The sequence below is a fragment of the Streptococcus mitis genome (genome assembly GCF_047463435.1).
Taxonomy (GTDB): Bacteria; Bacillota; Bacilli; order Lactobacillales; family Streptococcaceae; genus Streptococcus; species Streptococcus mitis_DS.
This window is the reverse complement of sequence record NZ_JASHDW010000010.1, coordinates 48,287-69,086: the sequence shown is the minus strand read 5'-3', so window position 1 is coordinate 69,086 and position 20,800 is coordinate 48,287. Positions and strand designations below refer to the sequence as shown.

The 20,800-nt window shown below is 41.3% G+C and carries 19 protein-coding genes and 1 tRNA gene; all 20 read right to left on the bottom strand.

From position 1 onward, the window contains the following. The 20 genes from QM843_RS07445 to licA all read right to left on the bottom strand — a co-directional run bounded on the left by QM843_RS07445 (position 1) and on the right by licA (position 20,792). Positions 1-819, bottom strand: coding sequence for a Cof-type HAD-IIB family hydrolase (locus QM843_RS07445; RefSeq protein ID WP_020902803.1), 819 nt, complete (start codon positions 817-819; stop codon positions 1-3). Then, positions 819-1,613, bottom strand: coding sequence for a Cof-type HAD-IIB family hydrolase (locus tag QM843_RS07440; protein WP_414304668.1), 795 nt, complete (start codon positions 1,611-1,613; stop codon positions 819-821). The genes QM843_RS07445 and QM843_RS07440 overlap by 1 nt, the downstream gene beginning before the upstream one ends. Then, entirely contained in the window at positions 1,610-5,149 is a 3,540-nt protein-coding gene (gene smc / locus QM843_RS07435; protein WP_414304669.1) for a chromosome segregation protein SMC, read from the bottom strand. Before smc ends, QM843_RS07440 begins: the two co-directional genes overlap by 4 nt. After that, entirely contained in the window at positions 5,140-5,838 is a 699-nt protein-coding gene (gene rnc, locus QM843_RS07430; protein WP_000661503.1) for a ribonuclease III, read from the bottom strand. Before rnc ends, smc begins: the two co-directional genes overlap by 10 nt. Before the next feature lie 183 nt (positions 5,839-6,021). Next, positions 6,022-6,093, bottom strand: a tRNA-Arg gene (locus QM843_RS07425). 66 nt (positions 6,094-6,159) lie between these two features. Next, positions 6,160-7,146, bottom strand: coding sequence for a GMP reductase (locus QM843_RS07420; RefSeq protein WP_125454453.1), 987 nt, complete (start codon positions 7,144-7,146; stop codon positions 6,160-6,162). A 198-nt stretch (positions 7,147-7,344) separates the two neighbouring features. Continuing rightward, entirely contained in the window at positions 7,345-8,124 is a 780-nt protein-coding gene (locus QM843_RS07415; RefSeq protein WP_000160505.1) for an L-threonylcarbamoyladenylate synthase, read from the bottom strand. A gap of 27 nt (positions 8,125-8,151) precedes the next feature. After that, complete coding sequence (gene leuD / locus QM843_RS07410) at positions 8,152-8,745, bottom strand: 3-isopropylmalate dehydratase small subunit (protein ID WP_214614731.1); 594 nt, start codon at positions 8,743-8,745, stop codon at positions 8,152-8,154. Between the two features lie 9 nt (positions 8,746-8,754). Next, the gene (gene leuC, locus QM843_RS07405) at positions 8,755-10,137 is read right to left on the bottom strand and encodes a 3-isopropylmalate dehydratase large subunit (RefSeq protein WP_261047474.1); all 1,383 of its coding nucleotides are present in this window, start codon (positions 10,135-10,137) and stop codon (positions 8,755-8,757) included. Positions 10,138-10,140: 3 nt separating this feature from the next. Then, positions 10,141-10,410, bottom strand: a complete 270-nt coding sequence (locus tag QM843_RS07400; protein ID WP_414304670.1) for a DUF1294 domain-containing protein — start codon at positions 10,408-10,410, stop codon at positions 10,141-10,143. After that, on the bottom strand, positions 10,407-11,444 hold the full coding sequence (leuB, locus tag QM843_RS07395; protein WP_261128224.1) for a 3-isopropylmalate dehydrogenase: 1,038 nt from the start codon (positions 11,442-11,444) through the stop codon (positions 10,407-10,409). The genes QM843_RS07400 and leuB overlap by 4 nt, the downstream gene beginning before the upstream one ends. Before the next feature lie 11 nt (positions 11,445-11,455). Next, positions 11,456-13,018, bottom strand: a complete 1,563-nt coding sequence (locus QM843_RS07390) for a 2-isopropylmalate synthase (protein ID WP_261128225.1) — start codon at positions 13,016-13,018, stop codon at positions 11,456-11,458. 303 nt (positions 13,019-13,321) lie between these two features. After that, positions 13,322-13,978 carry an MmcQ/YjbR family DNA-binding protein gene (locus QM843_RS07385; protein WP_261031239.1) on the bottom strand — a complete coding sequence of 219 codons (657 nt, stop codon included), beginning with the start codon at positions 13,976-13,978 and terminating at the stop codon, positions 13,322-13,324. Positions 13,979-14,021: 43 nt separating this feature from the next. After that, complete coding sequence (locus tag QM843_RS07380) at positions 14,022-14,654, bottom strand: copper homeostasis protein CutC (RefSeq protein ID WP_414304671.1); 633 nt, start codon at positions 14,652-14,654, stop codon at positions 14,022-14,024. A gap of 92 nt (positions 14,655-14,746) precedes the next feature. Beyond that, positions 14,747-15,106 carry a YbaN family protein gene (locus QM843_RS07375; RefSeq protein WP_033687087.1) on the bottom strand — a complete coding sequence of 120 codons (360 nt, stop codon included), beginning with the start codon at positions 15,104-15,106 and terminating at the stop codon, positions 14,747-14,749. A gap of 105 nt (positions 15,107-15,211) precedes the next feature. Beyond that, entirely contained in the window at positions 15,212-17,299 is a 2,088-nt protein-coding gene (gene topA / locus QM843_RS07370) for a type I DNA topoisomerase (RefSeq protein WP_414304672.1), read from the bottom strand. A gap of 117 nt (positions 17,300-17,416) precedes the next feature. Then, a complete protein-coding gene (gene dprA, locus QM843_RS07365; protein WP_261060406.1) occupies positions 17,417-18,265 on the bottom strand; it encodes a DNA-processing protein DprA in 849 nt (282 codons plus the stop codon). An 88-nt stretch (positions 18,266-18,353) separates the two neighbouring features. After that, entirely contained in the window at positions 18,354-19,043 is a 690-nt protein-coding gene (locus QM843_RS07360; RefSeq protein ID WP_000643974.1) for a sugar phosphate nucleotidyltransferase, read from the bottom strand. 11 nt (positions 19,044-19,054) lie between these two features. Then, entirely contained in the window at positions 19,055-19,933 is an 879-nt protein-coding gene (locus QM843_RS07355; RefSeq protein ID WP_265478975.1) for a DMT family transporter, read from the bottom strand. After that, positions 19,923-20,792: a choline kinase LicA gene (licA, locus tag QM843_RS07350; protein WP_033687091.1), complete on the bottom strand. Its 870-nt coding sequence runs from the start codon at positions 20,790-20,792 to the stop codon at positions 19,923-19,925. The genes QM843_RS07355 and licA overlap by 11 nt, the downstream gene beginning before the upstream one ends. Between the last annotated feature and the right edge of the window lie 8 nt (positions 20,793-20,800).

The following is a 20,800-nucleotide window of genomic DNA, read 5'->3' as shown; positions in this document are numbered from 1 at the left end:
TTAATTCTCCTTTAGCACATATTCTTCGATAGCCCAGGCGACAGCTTCCTCATCGTTGGTCATAGGAGTTACCACATTTGCGACTTCCTTGACTTCAGGAACAGCGTTTTGCATGGCAACACCGAGTCCTGCCCACTCAATCATAGAAAGGTCATTGGCCTCATCACCACAGGCCATGACTTGGCTTTGGTCGATTCCAAGATGGCTGATTAGTTTAGCCAAACCTGTTGCTTTATGAACATTCTTTGGTGACCACTCTAGCAACATTTCACGTGATTTAAAGATTTCATATTGGTCAAACAATTCTGGAGAAATCTTCTGAATGGCTGCATCCAAGGGTTCTTGAGCAAAGGCAGTCACGCATTTATTGTAGGTCATCTGACTAGACAAGTCTGCAAAGTCCACTGGAACAAAGGTCAATGCTGGATTAAATTTGGCATAAAGACTTTCTTGGTCCGATTGGATTTGATAAACAGTTCCTTCTGAAATGGCATCAAGAGGCAGTGATAATTTCTCTGTTTCTTCATACAAGCGTGCTACATCATCATATGAAAAGACTGTCTTATCAAGGATTTCACCTGTATTTTTCTGAACCAAACCACCATTAAAAGTAATCGTATACTCATCTTCTTGACCGTCAGTCCCTAGCTCATGGAGAAAGAAATCCATAGCTTTTAAAGGGCGACCAGTTGTCAATACGACCTTAATACCACGATCACGCGCAGCTTTCAAGGTTGCCTTGGTACGATCCGTCAGCCTTTTATCAGTAGTCAGCAAGGTTCCGTCCAAGTCCAATGCGATTAATTTTATATCTGCCATTATAAGCCCTCCATATAAGCTATAACCGACTGGTCCTTATGGTGACCAATCACAGTCTCTGCTAATTCTAAAATTTCAGGTCGTGCATTTTCAGGAGCTACAGGATGTCCCACAACCTGCATCATATGCAAGTCATTTAGATTGTCTCCAAAAGCCATAACCTGATCCATTGTGATACCAAGTTTTTTAGCTAATTCAACAATGGCCACACCCTTATCGACATAGTCCAGAACAATATCAATGGATTCAAAGCCAGTTGTCATGGCCTTAACACCAGGAACATGTTCGTTTACCCAAGCTTCACCAGCTTCCAGCGTTTCTTCTGTGAAGTTGGTTGTAAATTTGAAAATGTCATCTTTAATATCTTCCAGACTCTCTACTTTTTGGATATTTTCATTATAGTGCTGACTCACTTTTAAATAGGTCTCATCAACCGTATCTAGAACATAAGCTCCCTTTTTTCCTGTCAAGAGCAGTTTATTGATATCTACATAAGGTGAAGTTTTCAGCCTTTCAAAAGTTGATAGATAAAACTCACGAGACATGGTCGCTTCATACAAGTCCTGACCTTGATATTCGACCAAACTGCCATTTTCTGCGATAAAAATAATGTCATCACGAACATCAGCAAATAATTTTTCTAGAGATAAAAATCCGCGCCCCGAAGCCACCGCAAAGTAAATCCCTTTTTCCTTGTAGGAAACCAAGAGAGACTTGAGGCGGTCCATATCAAAGCGTCCATTCTCATCTAGGAAGGTTCCGTCCATATCCGTTGCTACTAGTTTAATTGTCATCCTTCAATACTTTCTAAATCTTTTAACTTAACCGAAACAATTTTTGAGACACCTGACTCTTGCATGGTCACTCCATAGATAGAATCGGCTGCCGCCATGGTTCCCTTACGGTGGGTTACGACGATAAACTGGCTGTCCTTATCAAATCGATTGAGGTAATCCCCGAAACGTTTAACATTGGCTTCGTCAAGTGCAGCCTCTACCTCATCCAAGATAACAAATGGAATGGTCTTGACACGAATAATGGAGAAAAGCAAAGCTAGAGCTGACAGAGCTTTTTCACCACCACTCATGAGGTTAAGCGACTGGATTTTCTTACCTGGAGGTTGAACAGAAATCTCCACACCAGCTGTTAAAAGGTCGCCCTCAGTCAATATCAAGTCCGCCTGACCTCCACCAAACATCTGCTTGAATGTCACTTTAAAGGACTCACGAATAGCTTCAAAGGTGGATTTAAATCGTTCCTTGACCTCATCATTCATCTCTGTGATGGTTTCAAGAAGCAGACTTTTCGCTGATAAAATATCATCTCGCTGACTATTTAGAAAGTCCAGACGGTTGTGAACTTCTTCGTACTGGTCAATAGCTTCCAAGTTGACCGGACCCAGCGAACGAATAGCCTTCTCTAAGTCCTGCACCTCTTGCTCTGCCAGATTGAGATTTTCCAACTCATGCGCATTTTCTAAAGCTTCAGTATAGCTAATCTGATACTGGTCTGTTAATTGGCTTTGTAGATGACGTAAGCGCTCGCTGACCTTTTCTTTCTTAGCTTCAGCACGTGTTTGCTTGCGAATCCACTCTTCATTCTGCTGGCGAGCCTGATCCAAATGACTAGCAATATCATCCAGTTGACCTTCAATATCATCCAACTCAAACTGCTTGCGAATTAAACCTTGTTGGAGGTTTGTTTTCTGAGTTTTGGCTTCTTCTACCTGTTGACTGAGCAAATCTGTATCAACCTTCTCCAGATTATCAACCTTTTCTTGAAGAAGGCGCTGGATTTCCTCTTGTTCGATATCTAGATTATTCAATTCCTTGCCTAGACGGTCAATATCAGCTACTTCATAACGTTTTTGCCCTTGTAGTTCTGTCTTAAGCAAGCGAGCTTGCGCTACCTGTTCTTGCAAGTTCTGATAACGTTCTTGGATGGCATTTTTATTAGACTTAATCTCTTCAATCTCAGCTTCCAGATTTTGCTTGTCACTGGAAATAGTAGCAAGTCGCTCTTGGCATTTTTCCTTATCTGCTTGCCAATCTCCCTCAGAAAGACGATTTAATTCCTCTTCTTGGAGTTTCCAAAGAGTTTCCAGTTCTTCAACTTGATGACTGGTCTGCTGATAAGCGAGGGACAAGCCTTGCTCCTGAATACGTGCCTGCTCTCCTTGAGATTTGATAGCTTCTAATCTTTCTGTCAATCTAGCCATCTCATCTTGCAAGGTCTTCAAAGATACCTCTTCTAAACGAAGACTTGCTTCTTCTTCAGCAATTTCTTTTTGCAATTGCTCCAGTTCTGGCTTGATAAAAATACTGTTGTTCTGGCGATTGGCTCCACCTGCGTAAGAGCCACCTGTGCGCAACTCTGTACCGTCCAATGTCACCATACGAACCTGATAACGAACCTGACGAGCTGCTGCACGCGCGTGTTCTACGGTATCAAAAATAGCCGTCGTAGCTAGCAAGTTCTTGAAAATAGCTTCCAACCTATTATCGAATGTCACCAAGTCATCTGCCATACCAAGGAAACCTGGACTTGCAGAGATAGCATCTTGGTTCTGACTAGAAATCGTACGCGCCTTGATCGTTGTCAAAGGAAGGAAGGTGGCACGACCAGCTCTGTTTCGTTTGAGGAAATCAATCGCCTTAGTTGCCGCCCCCTCATCTTCTACAATGATATGCTGACTGCTGGCTCCCAGTGCAATCTCTAGGGCAGTTTGATAATGTACATCAAAGGTCAGGTGCTCACTGACTGCACCAATAATTCCACCAAGGCGGGCTTTTTCTTGGAGAACACTCTTAACACCTGCATAAAAGTTACTATGATTTCTGAGGATATTTTCCAAACTTTGGGCTCTAGCCTGCTTGTTTTTGAGATTATCCAGACGGGCAAAGAGTTGATTTTGTTGAGCCTGATAGGAAGATTTCTGATTCTCTTGCTCCTTGGCAATAGCTTGGTAGTCAGCCAATAATTTCTGAACATGCTCCTTGGCAGCTTCAAGCTCGTCTTTTTGCTGACTGGCCTTCTCTTTAGCTGTAGCCAGTTGTTCTTTTAGTTTTTGTAGTTGATCTGCTTGTTTTTGAGAAAGCTGACGACTATTTTCCAACTCATTCTCAATACGGGTCAGCTGGTTTGAGACATCCGCTTCTTCTTGTAAAAGAGCTACAAAGCGTTCACGTAGAAGCTCAATCATCTGATCAGGATCATCTGAAAAAGCTAGTAATTCAGCTTCTAAACGATTGAGTTTTTGATTATTTTGGATTAGATTGTGTTCTAATTGTGCCAAGTTCTCTTCTTTTTCAGCCTTTTCCTTACTTAGAACCTTTCTCTTATCTTCCAAAGTAACCAAACGTGCTTGTGCTTCCTGTTGATTCAGAGCTACTTGCTCAGATTCCAGTTTCGATAAGGCTAATTTTCTCTCTAAATCACTAATTAGACTGGTCAAATCCATCAAACTGCCCTGGTCTTTGGCCATCTCAGCCTGTAAATCTTGACGTTGCTTCTTGAGATTCTGATTTTCTTCTTCTAATTTTTCACGCTTTTGGTAATAGCTCATCAAGAGTTCCTGAACCTGTGCCAACTCTTCTTCTGTCGACTCTAGTTCAGCCTTATTTTCCTTGATTTGAGCAACTAGCACGTCTAAATAAATAGCCTTGCGTTGACCTTCCAAGTCTAAAAACTTACGGGCATTCTCAGCTTGCTTCTCAAGAGGCTTGATTTGATTATCCAACTCGTAGATAATGTCCTCTAAGCGGTCTAGATTATCCTGAGTTTGTTGCAGTTTACTCTCTGTTTCTTTTCTGCGAGTCTTGTATTTTAAAACCCCAGCAGCCTCTTCAAAAATGGCACGGCGTTCTTCAGGCTTGGAGTTGAAAATCTCCTCAACCTTGCCTTGTGAAATGATAGAAAAAGAATCTCGTCCCAAACCTGTATCCAAGAAAAGATCATGAATATCACGAAGACGAACTTTCTTGCCGTCAATTTTGTATTCACTATCCCCACTACGATAGATATGGCGTTCTACCCTGATTTCTTGACCAGCATCCTTAATAAATCCGTCATGATTATCCAGAGTTACAACTACAGAAGCGTAATTGAGCGGTTTGCGACTCTCTGTTCCAGCAAAGATGACATCTGGCATCTTGCCCCCACGGAGACTCTTAACACTTGATTCCCCCAAGGCCCAACGCAGACTTTCTGTAATATTCGATTTTCCAGATCCATTGGGTCCAACAACTGCCGTCACACCTTGGTCAAAGACGACCTTAGTCTTATCAGCAAAAGACTTGAATCCCTGAATTTCGATTTCCTTTAAATACATGAATCCAGCCCTTTCTCAACGGCATTTTTGGCAGCTTCCTGCTCTGCTAGTTTCTTAGAACGACCTTGCCCTTGGCCGATGCTCTTACCTTCGACAAGAACTTCAACATCAAAAACCTTATCATGGGCAGGACCCGTTTCAGAAATCACCTGATAACGAATAGCCACATCGCCATTGACCTGAAGTAACTCTTGGAGATGGGTTTTGTAGTCTGTAATCATCTCAAATTCGCCTGCTTCAACCTTAGGAATCATGACTTGATAGATAAATTCCTTAACCTTGGCCACATCCTTGTCCAAAAGGAGGGCACCAAGAAAGGCTTCAAAGGCATCACCAAGAATGGTATCACGATTGCGACCACCAGATTTTTCTTCCCCCTTACCCAACTTGATAAATTGATCAAACTGGCAATCACGCGCAAAACCAGCCAAACTTTCCTCGCGGACAATCATGGCACGGAGTTTAGACAAGTCACCCTCAGGCTTTTTAGGATATTTTTTATACAGATATTCTGAAATCAATAACTGTAGAACAGCGTCTCCTAAAAATTCCAAGCGTTCATTGTGTGAAATTTTTAAGAGGCGGTGCTCATTGGCATAACTCGTATGAGTAAAGGCAGTCTCCAGTAAATTTTTGTCTGTAAATTCGATTGCAAAATGGTTCTTTAGTACAGTTTGTAATTCTTTCATACCAACCTCTTTCTAACTGATAACAGTCCTTTTTATTATATCAAAAAAAGCCCCCTGAGTCACTTTAAAACGGGACTGGAAAACATTTGGGAATTCTTTAAAAAGAGATTTTCAGTTTTAAGGGCCAATTTAGGGCTGTGTAAAGAAAAAAGCCCTATTAAAGGCTTTTTTAGGATGTTTACATCCACCCTGAGGGAATCGAACCCCCATCTCAAGAACCGGAATCTTACGTGATATCCATTACACTAAGGGTGGAAACTTGTTTCATTATAACAAAAATTTGCTCTAATAACAAGTTTTTTTCTGGTCAAATCCCCTGTCTTAGTGGGAAGCATCCCCATTCCAGATGGAGTTTTTCACGATAACATAATCAACGTGTTTAAGGTCAGCAACCTGACGTCCACCTGCATAAGAAATAGCACTTTGAAGGTCTTGTTCCATCTCAGTTAAAGTGTCTTGCAGATGACCTTTGGCAGGAAGCAAGATACGTTTGCCTTCCACATTTTTGTAAGCACCTTTTTGATATTGTGAGGCTGAACCGTAATATTCTTTGAAATGTTCACCATCAACTTCAATCGTTTTCCCTGGACTTTCGATGTGTCCTGCAAAGAGAGAACCAATCATGACCATGCTAGCACCGAAGCGGATAGACTTTGCAATATCGCCATGAGTACGAATCCCTCCATCAGCGATAATCGGTTTACGTGCAGCCTTGGCACACCAGCGTAGAGCAGCCAACTGCCAACCACCTGTACCGAACCCAGTCTTAACCTTGGTAATACAAACCTTACCAGGACCAATTCCGACCTTAGTAGCATCCGCACCAGCATTTTCCAATTCACGCACAGCTTCTGGTGTTCCCACATTTCCAGCAATGACAAAGGTATCTGGCAATTCTTTCTTAATGTGTTGAATCATAGAAATCACGCTATCTGCATGACCATGAGCGATGTCAATCGTGATATATTCAGGAGCATCAGCCTTGAGCTGGCTAACAAAATCATACTCATAGTCCTTAACACCGACAGAAATAGAAGCAATGAGCCCTTGATCGTGCATGCGTTTAATAAAAGGAATGCGTCCTGCCTCATCAAAACGGTGCATAATGTAAAAGTAACCACCTTTAGCAAGTTGCTCTGCTACATTTTCATCCAAAATCGTCTGCATATTAGCTGGCACAACAGGTAGTTTAAAGGTGTGATTTCCTAGAGTGACACTTGTATCTGCTTCTGCACGGCTTTTAATGACACATTTATTTGGAATCAATTGAATATCTTCGTAATCAAAAATTGGAAATTCATTTAACATATCGATGTCTCGTTTCTTTTGTAATGACCTACCTATGCTTGCGCATCTCTACGCCTTTTCCGACGTTTCCTTAATTAATTATAAATCAAAGTACAGATTTTGTCAAATAATTTTATAAATTAAAATATAATGTTCGGATTTTTCTTGCGTAAATAGAAAAAAGAGGGGAAATTGTTTTCTCCCCACTTCTTCTACATTCTAATAATACTCCCCCTGACGGTAGTCCCATGAGTTAAAGGTGTCTGACAGGTGCATCATGATTTTATCAATGTCAAGCCCTTTACGGATTACAACTGGTGCTGGTGATGTTGAACGAGCTCCTCCTTGTTCTGGGATGAGTTTGCCGTCTTTATCAACCATAGAGACCATCACACCTTGCTCATAGCGAGTTTCAATCGTTTTGTCAGGCTGGATAGAAGCAACGTAGTCATCTGCCTCAATGACAAGGTCCACTGCCCCTTCGATACGTTCTCCAATACCTTCTACTTTACCACGGTTTCCTTTTCCAGATGGGTTAGCTGATGAGGCATAAACCATCTTGCCTTCTTCCCAAAGTTTGGCAGCCAATTGTTCACCAGCTTTACCAAATTTGATAACAAAACAGCTCGTTCCACGCACGTCAGTCATCAGCTCTTCACGACCATCACCGTATGCTTTGAGTTTTTCAAAAGCTTCTGGTTTCCAAGGAAGGATACAACCAAGAAGAATATCTTCATCCCAATGTTTTTGGTAGAAGGCTTCAATTTCTGGGTTAAGTTGTGCTAAAGCACGAAGCTCATCCATGCTACCGCAGAGAACAACACCTGGTTTGTTACGGTTACGCTCTTTGGCTTCAAACTTGCGTTCAAGTCCTGCCTTATCACTAGTCATAATGATGTAACCAACTTTTGTAGGGCAAACAATACAACCGCCCTCACCTTTTAAAATATCATAGCCTTCTTGTGAAAGTGTTCCGTTCCATTGAATGTGTTTTGTCATAGTTCTATTTCCTTTTCTATTTTTCTTCTAATCCTGCCAGTAGGCTGGTCGTTGTTTTTCATAAGCAGCAATCAAATCTTCATACTGCAAGGTAATACCGATATCATCCAAACCATTTAAGAGCTTGTGTTTCCACTCGCTATCGATTTCAAAAGTGAATTCTCCAACTGGTGAGATGATTTTTTGTTGTTCCAAGTCCACAGTTACCTGGTCACTTGGTTGTAGCTGAGCTAGTTTCTCTCTAACCTCTCTGGGCTGAACAATGGGCAACATGCCATTATTGAGTTCATTATTGTAATGAATGTCCCCAAAAGATCCTGCAATCACAACCTTAAAACCATAGTCCGCTAGAGCCCAAGCGGCGTGCTCCCTCGAAGAACCTGCCCCAAAGTTATCCCCTGAGATAAGAATACTGGCTTTACGATATTCAGGCTGATTAAAGACAAAGTCAGGATCCTCAGTATACTTGTCGTCCAGATAACGCCAAGCATACATGAGGTACTTACCAAAGCCTTTCTTATCGATCAACTTGAGAAACTGCTTGGGTAGGATTTGGTCGGTGTCGATATTATCATTCATGAGAGGAACGGTCGTTCCCGTATAAACTGTAAATTTCTCCATATCCTCTCCTTACTGGGCTTCTGGCATTTGCCGAACATCTACGAAACGCCCTGCGATAGCTGCCGCAGCTGCCATAGCTGGACTGCAGAGATGAGTCTTAGCACCAAATCCTTGTCTGTCTTCAAAGTTGCGGTTGCTGGTTGAGGCGCAGTGGACACCATCAGGGACCTTGTCTGGATTCATTCCTAGGCACATAGAACAACCTGGGTCTCTCCACTCAAAGCCAGCATCTATGAAAACCTTATCCAAACCCAACTTCTCAGCAGCTCGTTTGACAGGACGAGAGCCCGGAACCACGATAGCCGTTAAGTTAGGAGCTATTTTCTTCCCTTTGACAAATCGCGCCGCCAGCTGCAAGTCACTGAGACGAGCATTTGTACAAGAGCCGATAAAGATATAACCTAGTTCAATATCTGCTGGCTTTTGACCTGGTTCCAAATCCATATAATTGTAGGCTCGTTCATCATTCATATCCTTAATTTCTGGGAAACTACTGTCAAAGTCAACACCCATAGCAGGGTTGGTTCCCCAGGTCACCATAGGAGCCAAGTTTGAGACATCCATCTGGATAACCTTATCATAAACGGCATCCTCATCACTGACAATTGTTTTCCAATCCGCCACAGCCTCTTCAAAGTCCTCTGGAACACATTCTCGTCCCTTAAGATAGTCATAGGTGGTTTGGTCCGGATTCATAATCCCCATCTTAGAACCAAACTCGATGGACATATTGCAGATAGTCATTCGCTCTTCCATGCTCAGTGCATCAATCGCTTGTCCCCGATATTCCACCACATAGCCAACACCACAGGCAACGCCGTACTTGGCAATCAAGGCTAGAATGAAATCCTTAGAATAAACTCCTTTTTGAGGAACACCAGTGAATTCTACCAGCATTTTCTTGGGTTTGACCTGCCAGAGGGTCTGTGTCGCGAAGACATGTTCGACCTCACTGGTCCCAATTCCAAAAGCGATCGCTCCGAAAGCCCCGTGGGTTGCTGTGTGGCTATCTCCACAGACGATGAATTTTCCTGGTTGCGTCCTTCCTGTTTCTGGACCTACCATGTGCACGATTCCTTGTTTTTCAGAACCGTGGGCAGCATGTTCGATCCCAAACTCCTCAACATTTTCAGCCAGCTTATCAATTTGAGCCTTAGAAATCACATCTCGAATATCGTAGATATTGACTGTCGGGACATTGTGGTCAAAGGTTCCAAATGTCAAGTCTGGTCGTCTCAATCTACGACCTGCGTCTCGTAATCCTTGAAAAGCCTGAGGGCTGGTCACTTCATGAATATAGTGCTGATCCACATACATGAGTTGGGGCTGCCCCTCTTCTCCTGTGATGACATGACGGTCCCATAATTTATCAAAAATCGATTTTCCTGCCATCCATTACCTCCAAATAAAATATAAGGCTACTAGTGTGGACACCATTCCGAGAAACCAAACTGTTTTAAAATACCATTTTCGAGTCTTGTGGTGAAAGATGGTTCCTGCTAACCAGGCCCCAAAACCACCACAAGTAAAAGCTAAAATAAGTAAGATTTTCTCAGGGATGCGCCAAACTCTTCTCCTTGCCTTAGATTTGTCAATACCATAAATCAAGAAAACCATGACATTCCAAATCAAAAGGACTAGAGTAATTTTTTCGTCTAACTTCATAACCTTGCAATAATGGCTTCTGTCATTTCCTTGGTCGAAGCCTGACCTCCTATATCTCTCGTTAAAATTCCTGCTGCCAAACTGGCTTCTACTGCACGTTCGATACGCTCCGCATCCTCATAACGTCCAAAACTATCTCTCAACATCATGGCCACTGATAAAATCATGGAAATAGGATTGGCAATTCCTTGACCTGCAATATCAGGAGCTGAACCGTGAATAGGTTCATAGAGACTTGGACCCTTTTCAGAGTGACTGGCTGATGGCATAACCCCAAGTGTGCCAGACAGAACGCTTGATTCATCAGAGAGAATATCTCCAAAAAGATTCTCCGTTACAATAACATCAAACTTAGCAGGATTGGTAATCATAAGCATGGCAGCTGAGTCCACCAGCTGGTGTTCCAAAGTCACATCTGGGAAATCCTGTGCGACCTTCTCAGCTACTCTTCTCCAGAGTTTTGATGTCGCCAAAACATTTTGTTTATCGATGCTGGTAACGGTTTTTCTGCGATTTCTTGCAATTTCAAAGGCTTTGCGAATAATACGTTCTACTTCCTCATAGCTATAGTCGTTGATATCACGCGCTTTGCGCTCTTCAAGGATATGATCTCCAAAGTAAATCCCGCCTGTCAACTCACGCACTACGACAAAGTCTACACCAGCAATTCGTTCCGGTTTGAGTGGTGACAAATGCTTGAGACTCTCAAAAATCTTAACAGGGCGAATATTAGCATAGAGATTGAGTTCCTTACGGAGAGCTAGCAAGCCTTGTTCAGGCCGAACCGCTGCTCCATCATACTGAGGACTACCGATAGCCGCTAGGAGAATGGCATCTGCTTCACGACATACCTTGAGGGTTTCATCAGGTAAGGGATGCCCTGCTGCATCGATACCTGCACCTCCAAAAGGTCGTTTGTCTATTTCATAGTCAAAGCCTGTTTTTTCAGCTAGAGCCTCCAGAACTTCTAAACCAGCCTCCATGATTTCTGGGCCGATTCCATCCCCTGCTAGAGCTACTATTTTCTTTGTCATAGACTTCTCCTTTACACACTAGGCATATCGCGGTAAGAAACACTGCGTCCCATCTCACCAGCATTCTCTTTTTGAACAAAGGTATTGGCATTGATGTAGGCAATAGCAGATGCTTTCAGTACATCGAAATCAAGCCCTGCTGCATTAAAGATAGTTTCTGTATCTCTGTTTTCAACAGTAACCAAGACCCGAGCTTGGGCATCAATTCCATCTGTCACAGCATCAATGGTATAGGACACCAAGCGGACGGATTGGTTAAAGAACTTATCGATAGCGTTGAAGATTGCTTCAACGGAACCTTGCCCTGTCGCATTAAATTCGACTTTCTCACCATCCATATTAGCCAGGCTAACAAGCGCTTCAATGTCATTATCTGTATGAGTTTGAAGTTGTAAATCATCAAAGTGGAATCCTTCAGGGTTTTCAACCATGGTTCCAGCTACCAGAGCACGAATATCTGCATCTGTGATTTCTTGTTTCTTGTCGGCCAGTGCCTTGAACTTAGCAAAGAGTGGTTTGATATCCTCTTCTGTAAAGTCTAGGGCCAGTTCTCTTAGTTTCTCGACAAAGGCATGGCGACCAGACAATTTTCCAAGTGGGAGGCTATTACTCTTGACACCGACCAATTCAGGAGTGATGATTTCATAGGTAAGAGGATTTTTAAGAACTCCGTCTTGGTGAATACCAGATTCGTGAGAAAAGGCATTGCCACCGACCACAGCCTTGTTTTTAGGAACTGGAATTCCTGAAAAGCGAGAAACCATTTCTGACGTATTGATGGTCTCATTTAGGACAATACTGGTTTCTGCTTGGTAGTAATCTTGGCGAATATTGAGAGCAACTGCTATTTCTTCCAAAGCAGCATTGCCAGCTCGCTCACCAATACCGTTGATAGTTCCTTCAACACGTCCTGCCCCATTCTTGACGGCAGCAAGGCTATTAGCCACTGCCATTCCAAGATCATCATGACAGTGAGGTGAATAGATGATCTGACGATCCGTCTTGACATTCTCAATCAAGTGTTTGAAGATAGCTCCATATTCCTCTGGTGTGGTAAATCCTACCGTATCAGGAATATTGATATAAGACGCCCCTGCATCAACCGCTGTTTGAACAACTTGCAAGAGGAAATCCAACTCTGTTCTAGTCGCATCCTCAGGAGAGAATTCGACCACTTCAAACTTAGAACGGGCATAAGAAACATGCTCCTTAATAGCTTCTAGAATCTCTTCCTTGCTCTTATTGAGCTTATACTTTCGGTGAATCGGACTGGTAGCGATAAAGACGTGAACCTGTGGATACTTGGCATCCTTGAGAGCTTCATAACAAGCATCAATATCAGACTTGACCGAACGTGCCAAACCAGTCACCGCTGTTTTCTTCAAGACCTTAGCAATCTCCTGCACTGCCGTAAATGAGTCCGGGCTAGCCGCTGGAAAACCAGCTTCGATGGCTGAAATGCCCCATTTCTCCAGCTGCCTTGCAATGGCAATTTTTTCCTTGATTGAAAAATTAACACCTGGTGTCTGTTCTCCATCCCGAAGGCTGGTATCTAGAAATTCAACTGTTCTCATAAGATTTCCCCTTTTCCAAATGTGGTTTTAAAAAAACATCTCGCTCAGAAGCCCAAGCGAGATGTTGATTCACTCCCGCTTGGTAAGCCAAACAGGACTAATGCTTTTTGCACTAGCCCGAGTATCTCAACAACAAAGCAAATTGATTAAACTTAGCTGTTCTCATGTTTGACTTTCTCCTTCGTTTGATATCTTGTTTAGTATTTTAGCATAGGCAAAAGTACTTGTCAAGAAAAAATCCAATATTTTCTGAAAATTTCTTCAGTATAGAATATTTAGCTAATTGAAAGTTATTGAAATGTTTCATTTTTTAGAAGTTAAATTCCAACTTTTTTCTATCAATTCCAGTACCATTTCATCTGACAAAGTATCATCAAAAGCCACACTAATCCAGTAGCGTTTATTCATATGAAAAGCTGGATAAATGCCCTTTTGTGAAAGCAGATCCACTACTTGATCATGTTTGAGGTTGACTGCTTCGACTAAACCTTCTCTACCCTTTTCCAGCTTATCCCAAGAGATTTTCATCAAAACAGCATACCATTTTTTATTGCCTTCATGTCTTAACACTGCCGTATCAGGTAATTTTTCCCATAGATACTCCAACTGATTACCATACTTTTCCTGAATCTGAGCCATGATACGCTTAGTCTGTGGACAGATAAAATCCTGTACCTCAAAACAAGCCTTCCGAATCTGGTAGAGAATCTCCAGACAAGCCTCACGGACACTTGCAACAAAACTTCCTGTCATACTTTCCATATGAACTTGAGGATAGAGGTCGCCCATTTCCTGATCAAAGACCTGAAAATTCACATTATCAGCAGTGATGGACACAGTCATGACAAAATCACCCTGCAAAATCATGCAGCTATAAGTCCAAACTCCACTACTTTCTAGAAAACCATAGGCACGAGCCTTTTCTTGATTAAACTGATAGGATTTAAAAATTTCAAACATAAGTGAAAACTGCTACCAAAAGCTAGCAGTTCCTTTCTATTTTTTAAAAGACAACCTTGGTTCCATGCAATTGTGTCACACCCAGCTGATCGATAAAGGTTTGACGGTTGTCAAGGTCAATCCCCCCACCTGGTAGAATTTCAATCTTACCTTTAGCGTGCTCTAAAATTCTGCGATAGTGAGCAAAACGTTTTTCTAAGGAGTCGCCAGACACACCAGCGCGAGTTAGGATACGAGTGACACCTGCTTGGCTGAGCCAGTCAATAGCTTCTAACCGGTCTTCTTCTCTCAATTCATCAAAGGCCATGTGGAAGACAATTTCCATTCCTTTTGATGCAGTAATTAACTTTTCAAGATTAGGTTTATCCAACTTCTTATCAGCAGTTAAAGCTCCAAATACAACCCCTTGACTTCCAGCCTGAGCAGTCAACCGAATGTCTTCTAGCATAATTGCAATTTCTAGTTCATTATAGACAAAGTCGCCACCACGTGGACGAATCATGGTCATGATGGTCGTATCGTAGTTAGCTGCCAATTCAACCGCTGCCTTAGTCACTCCATAGCTGGGTGTTGTCCCACCAACTGCAAGATTATCACAGAGTTCGATTCGACGAGATCCAGCCTGCATCGCTTTTTCAAGTAAGGTCACATTTTCAGCACAAAATTCATAAATCATTTGATTCTCCTTGAAGATTACTTTAAATTTATTATATCATATTGTTGTGAATATGCTTTCAATTTTATCAAGGCAAATAACTACTATTTTAACTATTCTTTGTCTGGAATAACCTTAAAGAGATAATAGGTGATAAAGATGGTCAAAGCACCCAGACCGATTTTGACTGGTAAAAGAGGTGCAAAAAAAATGGAAATTCCCATCAAGATGTAGATAGATACGATGATTTTTTTCTTTCGTTCACGCGCAATAGACTTAGTCTCGCGAAAATCAGCTACATATGCTTGATAGAGCTTGGTATGATAAAGCCAGTCTTCGAAACGCTTGGAACTTCTGGAGAAACAAGCAATAGACAGTAAAAGAAAAGGTGTTGTAGGCAACAAGGGTAAAACTACCCCAACAATAGCCAAGGCCAGTGATAAGAAACCAATTATTAGATAAATAAGACGCATAACTACTCCTAATTAAAATAATCTTCTTCTAGTTTCGCATACAATGGTGAATTTTGTCAAGCTCCAACCAGAAAGAGCCTGAAATTCACTTTCAGGACTCTACTCTTATTTAATCTTTTCTTCCTCGTAGTCACCCTTGCTACAAACAACCTGCTTGCCACCACCACGGACTTTTTTCTCCATGAGGAAGTGTCCACATTTTGGACAGTCACGACCAACAGGCTTGTCCCAAGAAGTAAATTCACAGTCTGGATAGCGATTGCAACCATAGAAGAGGCGGTTACGTTTTGTTTTACGCTCAATGATTTGTCCCTGATGACAACTTGGACACTCTACACCGATTTCTTTCACGATTGCTTGGGTATGACGGCAATCTGGGAAATTGCTACAAGCGTAGAACTTACCAAAACGACCAAGTTTAATGACCATTGGACTGCCACACACTTCACAGTCAAATCCAGCTGGTTCATCCTTGATTTGGATTTTTTCCATTTCTTCTTCAGCCTTGGCCACTTCTTTAGAGAATGGTTTATAAAAGGCGTCAATAACACGTTGCCACTGCTCTTTTCCAACCTCGACATCATCCAGTTTGCCTTCCATTTCAGCTGTAAAGGTCACGTTTACGATATCTGGGAAATATTCAACGATGAGCTTGTTAACAATTTCTCCCAACTCTGTCGGTTCAAAACGTTTGGTTGCAAGGCGAACATAATAACGTTTCTGAATAGTTTCAATGGTTGGTGCGTAGGTTGACGGACGACCAACCCCATTTTCCTCCAAGGTCTTGATCAGTGTCGCTTCAGAATAACGAGCAGGCGGTTGAGTGAAATGCTGCTCTGGTTTGCTATTCACCTGTTTGACCACATCTCCAACAGCCATCTCTGGTAACATCTTATTCTTGTCAGAATCATTGTAAATGGCAAGATAACCATCAAACTTAATCTGACTACCATTAGCAGCAAATTGAATTCCATTTTGCGACAATTTAACAGCCATGGTATCAAAGACAGCAGCTGTCATCTGGCTAGCCACAAAACGATTCCAGATAAGAGTATAAAGCTTAAGCTGATCCTTGTCCAGATACTTAGCGATGCTTTCAGGTGTATTAAAAACACTAGACGGGCGAATAGCCTCGTGGGCATCCTGAGCTCCTGAAGCATTTTTGACCTTGCTACCATGCTTAGAATACTTACTACCAAAACGGTCCGTAATGAAGCTTGCTGCCTCATTTTGCGCTACAGGACTGATACGAGTCGAATCGGTACGCATATAGGTAATCAAACCTTGAACACCAGAACCAATATTAATCCCTTCATAAAGCTGTTGGGCAACCATCATAGTCTTTCGAGTACGGAAGTTAATTTTATTGGCAGCGTCCATCTGCATGGATGAAGTGGTATAGGGTAAAGGAGCATTGCGTTTGCGCTCTTTCTTATCTACCTGATCCACTGAAAAATCCTTACTAGTCAGACGAGACAAGACTTCCTTGACCTCATCATTGCTAGTCAATTTCAGCTTTTTGCCATCCACTCCATAGAAGGAAGCTTGAAATTGCTTGGTTCCCTTTTTAAAAACACCATCAATTGTCCAGTATTCTTCTGGTTGGAAGGCATTAATTTCATTTTCACGGTCAATGATTAACTTAAGCGCAATGGACTGAACGCGACCTGCTGACAAGCCCTTCTTGACCTTCTTCCACAAAATAGGCGAAATCGAGTACCCCACCAAGCGGTCTAGGACACGACGAGCCTGTTGAGCATCGACCAAGTCCATATTAATCTTACGCGGTTCTTTAAAAGCATTTTTGACCGCATCCTTGGTGATTTCATTGAAGACCACACGGTTGGCATCATTTTCATCTAAGTTGAGAATATGGGCCAAATGCCAAGAAATCGCTTCTCCTTCACGGTCCGGGTCACTCGCCAGAAAGACTTTATTAGCTTTTTTGGCTTCTTTTTTCAAGTCATTAATGAGAGGTCCTTTTCCTCGGATATTGATATATTGCGGTTCATAATTATTTTCAATATCGACGGACATACTGGATTTCTTCAAATCACGGATATGCCCGACACTGGCTAAAACCTTGTAGTTTCTGCCTAGATATTTTTCAATCGTCTTAGCCTTAGCAGGCGACTCCACGATTACTAGATTTTTTTTAACTGTTGATTTTTCCTTTTTTGTTGCCGTAGCCACAGTATCACACCTTTTCAAAGTAATAAACTTTATAAAGTGTAAACCATTTTGCCATAACTGTCAAGACTTAGCTCCTATATATAGAAGAAAAGTTTGTCTAGTAAGCGAGTTTTCGTCTTAAAATTCAAATTCCGCAAGAACATCCTGCCCACTGGTGACCAATTTTGCACCTTCTTGAATCAAATGGTGGCAACCGTCTGATAGTCCATCTAAAATACTTCCAGGAATAGCAAAAACATCGCGTCCTTCTTCCATTGCTCGCTCACAGGTAATGAGACTCCCTGAGCGCATCTTAGCCTCTGCTACAATCACGCCACGACAAATTCCAGCAATGATGCGATTACGGGCAGGAAAATGAAATTTAAGAGGTTGTTCGCCAGGTCCATATTCACTGAGAACCAGATGATCATTGCCGATGTAGTCTTGCAAGCGTTTATTGGCTTTAGGATAAAACACATCCAGTCCTGTTCCAATCACTGCAATGGTTTTTCCGCCATTCTGAAGAGTTGCCATATGAGCTGCTGTGTCAATGCCCTTGGCTAATCCACTGACGATAACCAGTTCATTTTCCAAACCCTGAATGACTTTTTCAACTGACTTAGCTCCTTGTTTGCTACAAGCACGACTGCCCACAACCGCCACCTTTGGAAATTTCAAGAGGTCCAGATTGCCCTTGTAAAATAAAAGCACAGGTGCATCATAAATTTCACTCAAATCCCAAGGATAACAGTCGTCTAAAATAGAGAAAGATGGAAATTTTTGGAACTCCTTCTCCAAATGCGCATCGTCTATCTGAAAATAACGTTCCATAAAAACAGCTGGATTTCGGCAACCTGATATATCTGCAATATCACCTAACAACAGTTCTTGATCAACATTTTCACCGTATTCTAGCACTTTTAAAATCTGTTGATTGGTCAAACCTGATTTTTTTAACTTATAGATTTCATAGTTTGTGATTTTCATAAATAGCTCCATTTCTTTTTCTACTCATCTATCTATTCGTAAAAAAATCAAAAAAACATCCGACTATTTTAGCCAGATGTTGGAATTTTTAATTTTCGTTTTTAAGAATTTCTTCTAATTTATGATAGTCTTGGACACTATCGATTTCATAGATGCTATTGCCTTCTAATTCTTCAACATAGACATCTAGCTCTTTGATATTATCCTTAACCATATTGTCCCAGTAGAGATCAACAAATTCACCACTTGCATAGGCCTTATCGATAAAGCTGACAATCTTTTCTGCTGTTGGAGCATCCCAGAAAGATACACCACTAAGGATGCGACCTGCCTTGCTATCAACAGTAATGTCTTGAACCTTGTAGTCATCTCCATAGACCAAGAACCATTCGTTGGTACAATCTTCACGATAAACACTAAAATAAGTCGAACGTGTCAAATCATTGCGGAACATATTTTTAAAGAGATAGTTATCTGCATCAATAACATAGCTGTTAGCTAATTCTTCTTTTACAAGATAGAGAGAGTAAAAGTTATTGTAGTCAGCGTATTTATCATTGAAAACGAGGCGAACTCCATATTTCTCTTTCAAGTAATCGAATTGTTCTTTAAGGTAACCAACGATGATGATGATGTCATTGATTCCTTTTTCTTTGAGAAACTCAATTTGGTATTCAATTAAGGGTTTTTGATTAACCTGAACCAAGGCTTTAGGGGTATTTTCAGTCATAGGACGCAAGCGAGTTCCCAATCCCGCTGCTAAGATAATGGCTTTCACACGAATCTCCTTTATTCTTTAATAATAATATAAACTCCAGCAATGACGACAAGTGATGTAATAATTGTCAGCATATCTAGTGGTGCACCCAAGAAAATAACTGCAAACAAGACAGTCCATACTACATAGCTCACATTCAAGCCTGTAGCCTTGGCTGGTTGCAAGCGATTGATAGCAATATAATAAGCCAAGTAAGAAATCATATCAAAGGCTGCAAAGACAATCATAAGACCTAGCAATTGTCCATTGGCCACTTCTGCAAATGACTGATGAGAGAAGAGCACAATCACAAGATAAGATAAGAACGAAGTCACTTGACGAATCAAGAGGGCTTCGATTTCACTCAGTTCACTTTCCATAGCAAAAGAGCTAAGAACACTCTCACTTCCCCATGCAATAGCACAAACCAAAGCACAGAGAATTCCAATGTAGAAGGAATTGACCTGTTCTACCTTATAGGTCTGAGCAATTATCCCTCCAATAATCAAGACAATTCCAAAGACAGTATTTTTCGAAATCTTGTGCTTCAAAAAGAAGAAAGCCAATAAAACTGAAATCGCAGGGTAGATAGCCGATACAGATGACGCTAAGGAACTTCCGATATACTTAACCGCATAAAGGTTGGCCTGCATACCGATTGGACCGGCTAGCAAGGCTCCGATGATAACACTAACATTGCGAATATTTAAGAAAATTGAGAGACGAACTTTTCCTTCTTTTACCAAGAGAAAAGCTAGTAAGATAAAGATACTCAAGAAATCGTGAGCAGCGGCCACCACAAAGGGCGACAAGTCAGTAAAAATTGAAAAGATATAAGCACTAATCGTTAGACCTAAACCCCAAAAAATACCTGAGAGTAGACCAAAAGAAACTCCATTTTTATTTTTCATCTGAACCTCCATAATAGGACAAACCTTTAACAGCTCTTTGGTAACGATTCACACCATAGTCACCAAAATCTGCGCCTTGCTCTTCCTTATAGACAGTCCATAGACTCCAAATAGTATCTTGTAAAATTTTATAAATGGCAATCTTTTCACGAGAGACAGGTGTTTGCTCACTCTCATAGTGAGATAAGAATGCTTCTTCCTCTTGACGAGTGAATTCAGATTCTAAAAAGAGGGCAGCCAAATCCCACATTGGATCATTCATTGATGAATATTCCCAGTCAATCAGATAAAGTCGTCCTTGAGGTGATTCGATAAAGTTTTCAGGCACCAAATCGATATGACAAGATTTTCTGTCAACACCTAAGTCAGCCAGTCTTTTCTCTAAGGAAAAGACTTCTTCTCGAACTGCTTCATAGTTAGCATAAGGGATTTTTTCTTCAATCAAGGATTCGTATTTTTTGATTTCTTCAAAAGGAGCAAATTCTCCTCTTAATTCCTTACCAGAAGCATGAATGGTTTGTAAAATTGGAGCAATTTTATCAAACTTGGTCTTGATTGACGTTGAATCAAGCGTAATCGCAGATTCGATATACTCATTTACTTTGATACCAGCTTCAATATCAAAAAGATAATTTTTTACATCTAAGTCTAAATCCTTTAGTAGTTCAAGATTGTACTTTTCATCTTGACGATTGATCAGCTTTTCTGTCCCTTTACCAAAGAACTTAACGATGTATTGCTTATTTGTTGTTTTGACCAAATAGTTTTGATTGGTCATTCCCCCCAGTTGTTCAACACTGAGGACTTCCTCTTCTTCACTAAGTAGGGAAGAAATTTTCTCTTTAATGATTTTCTCCACAATTAACC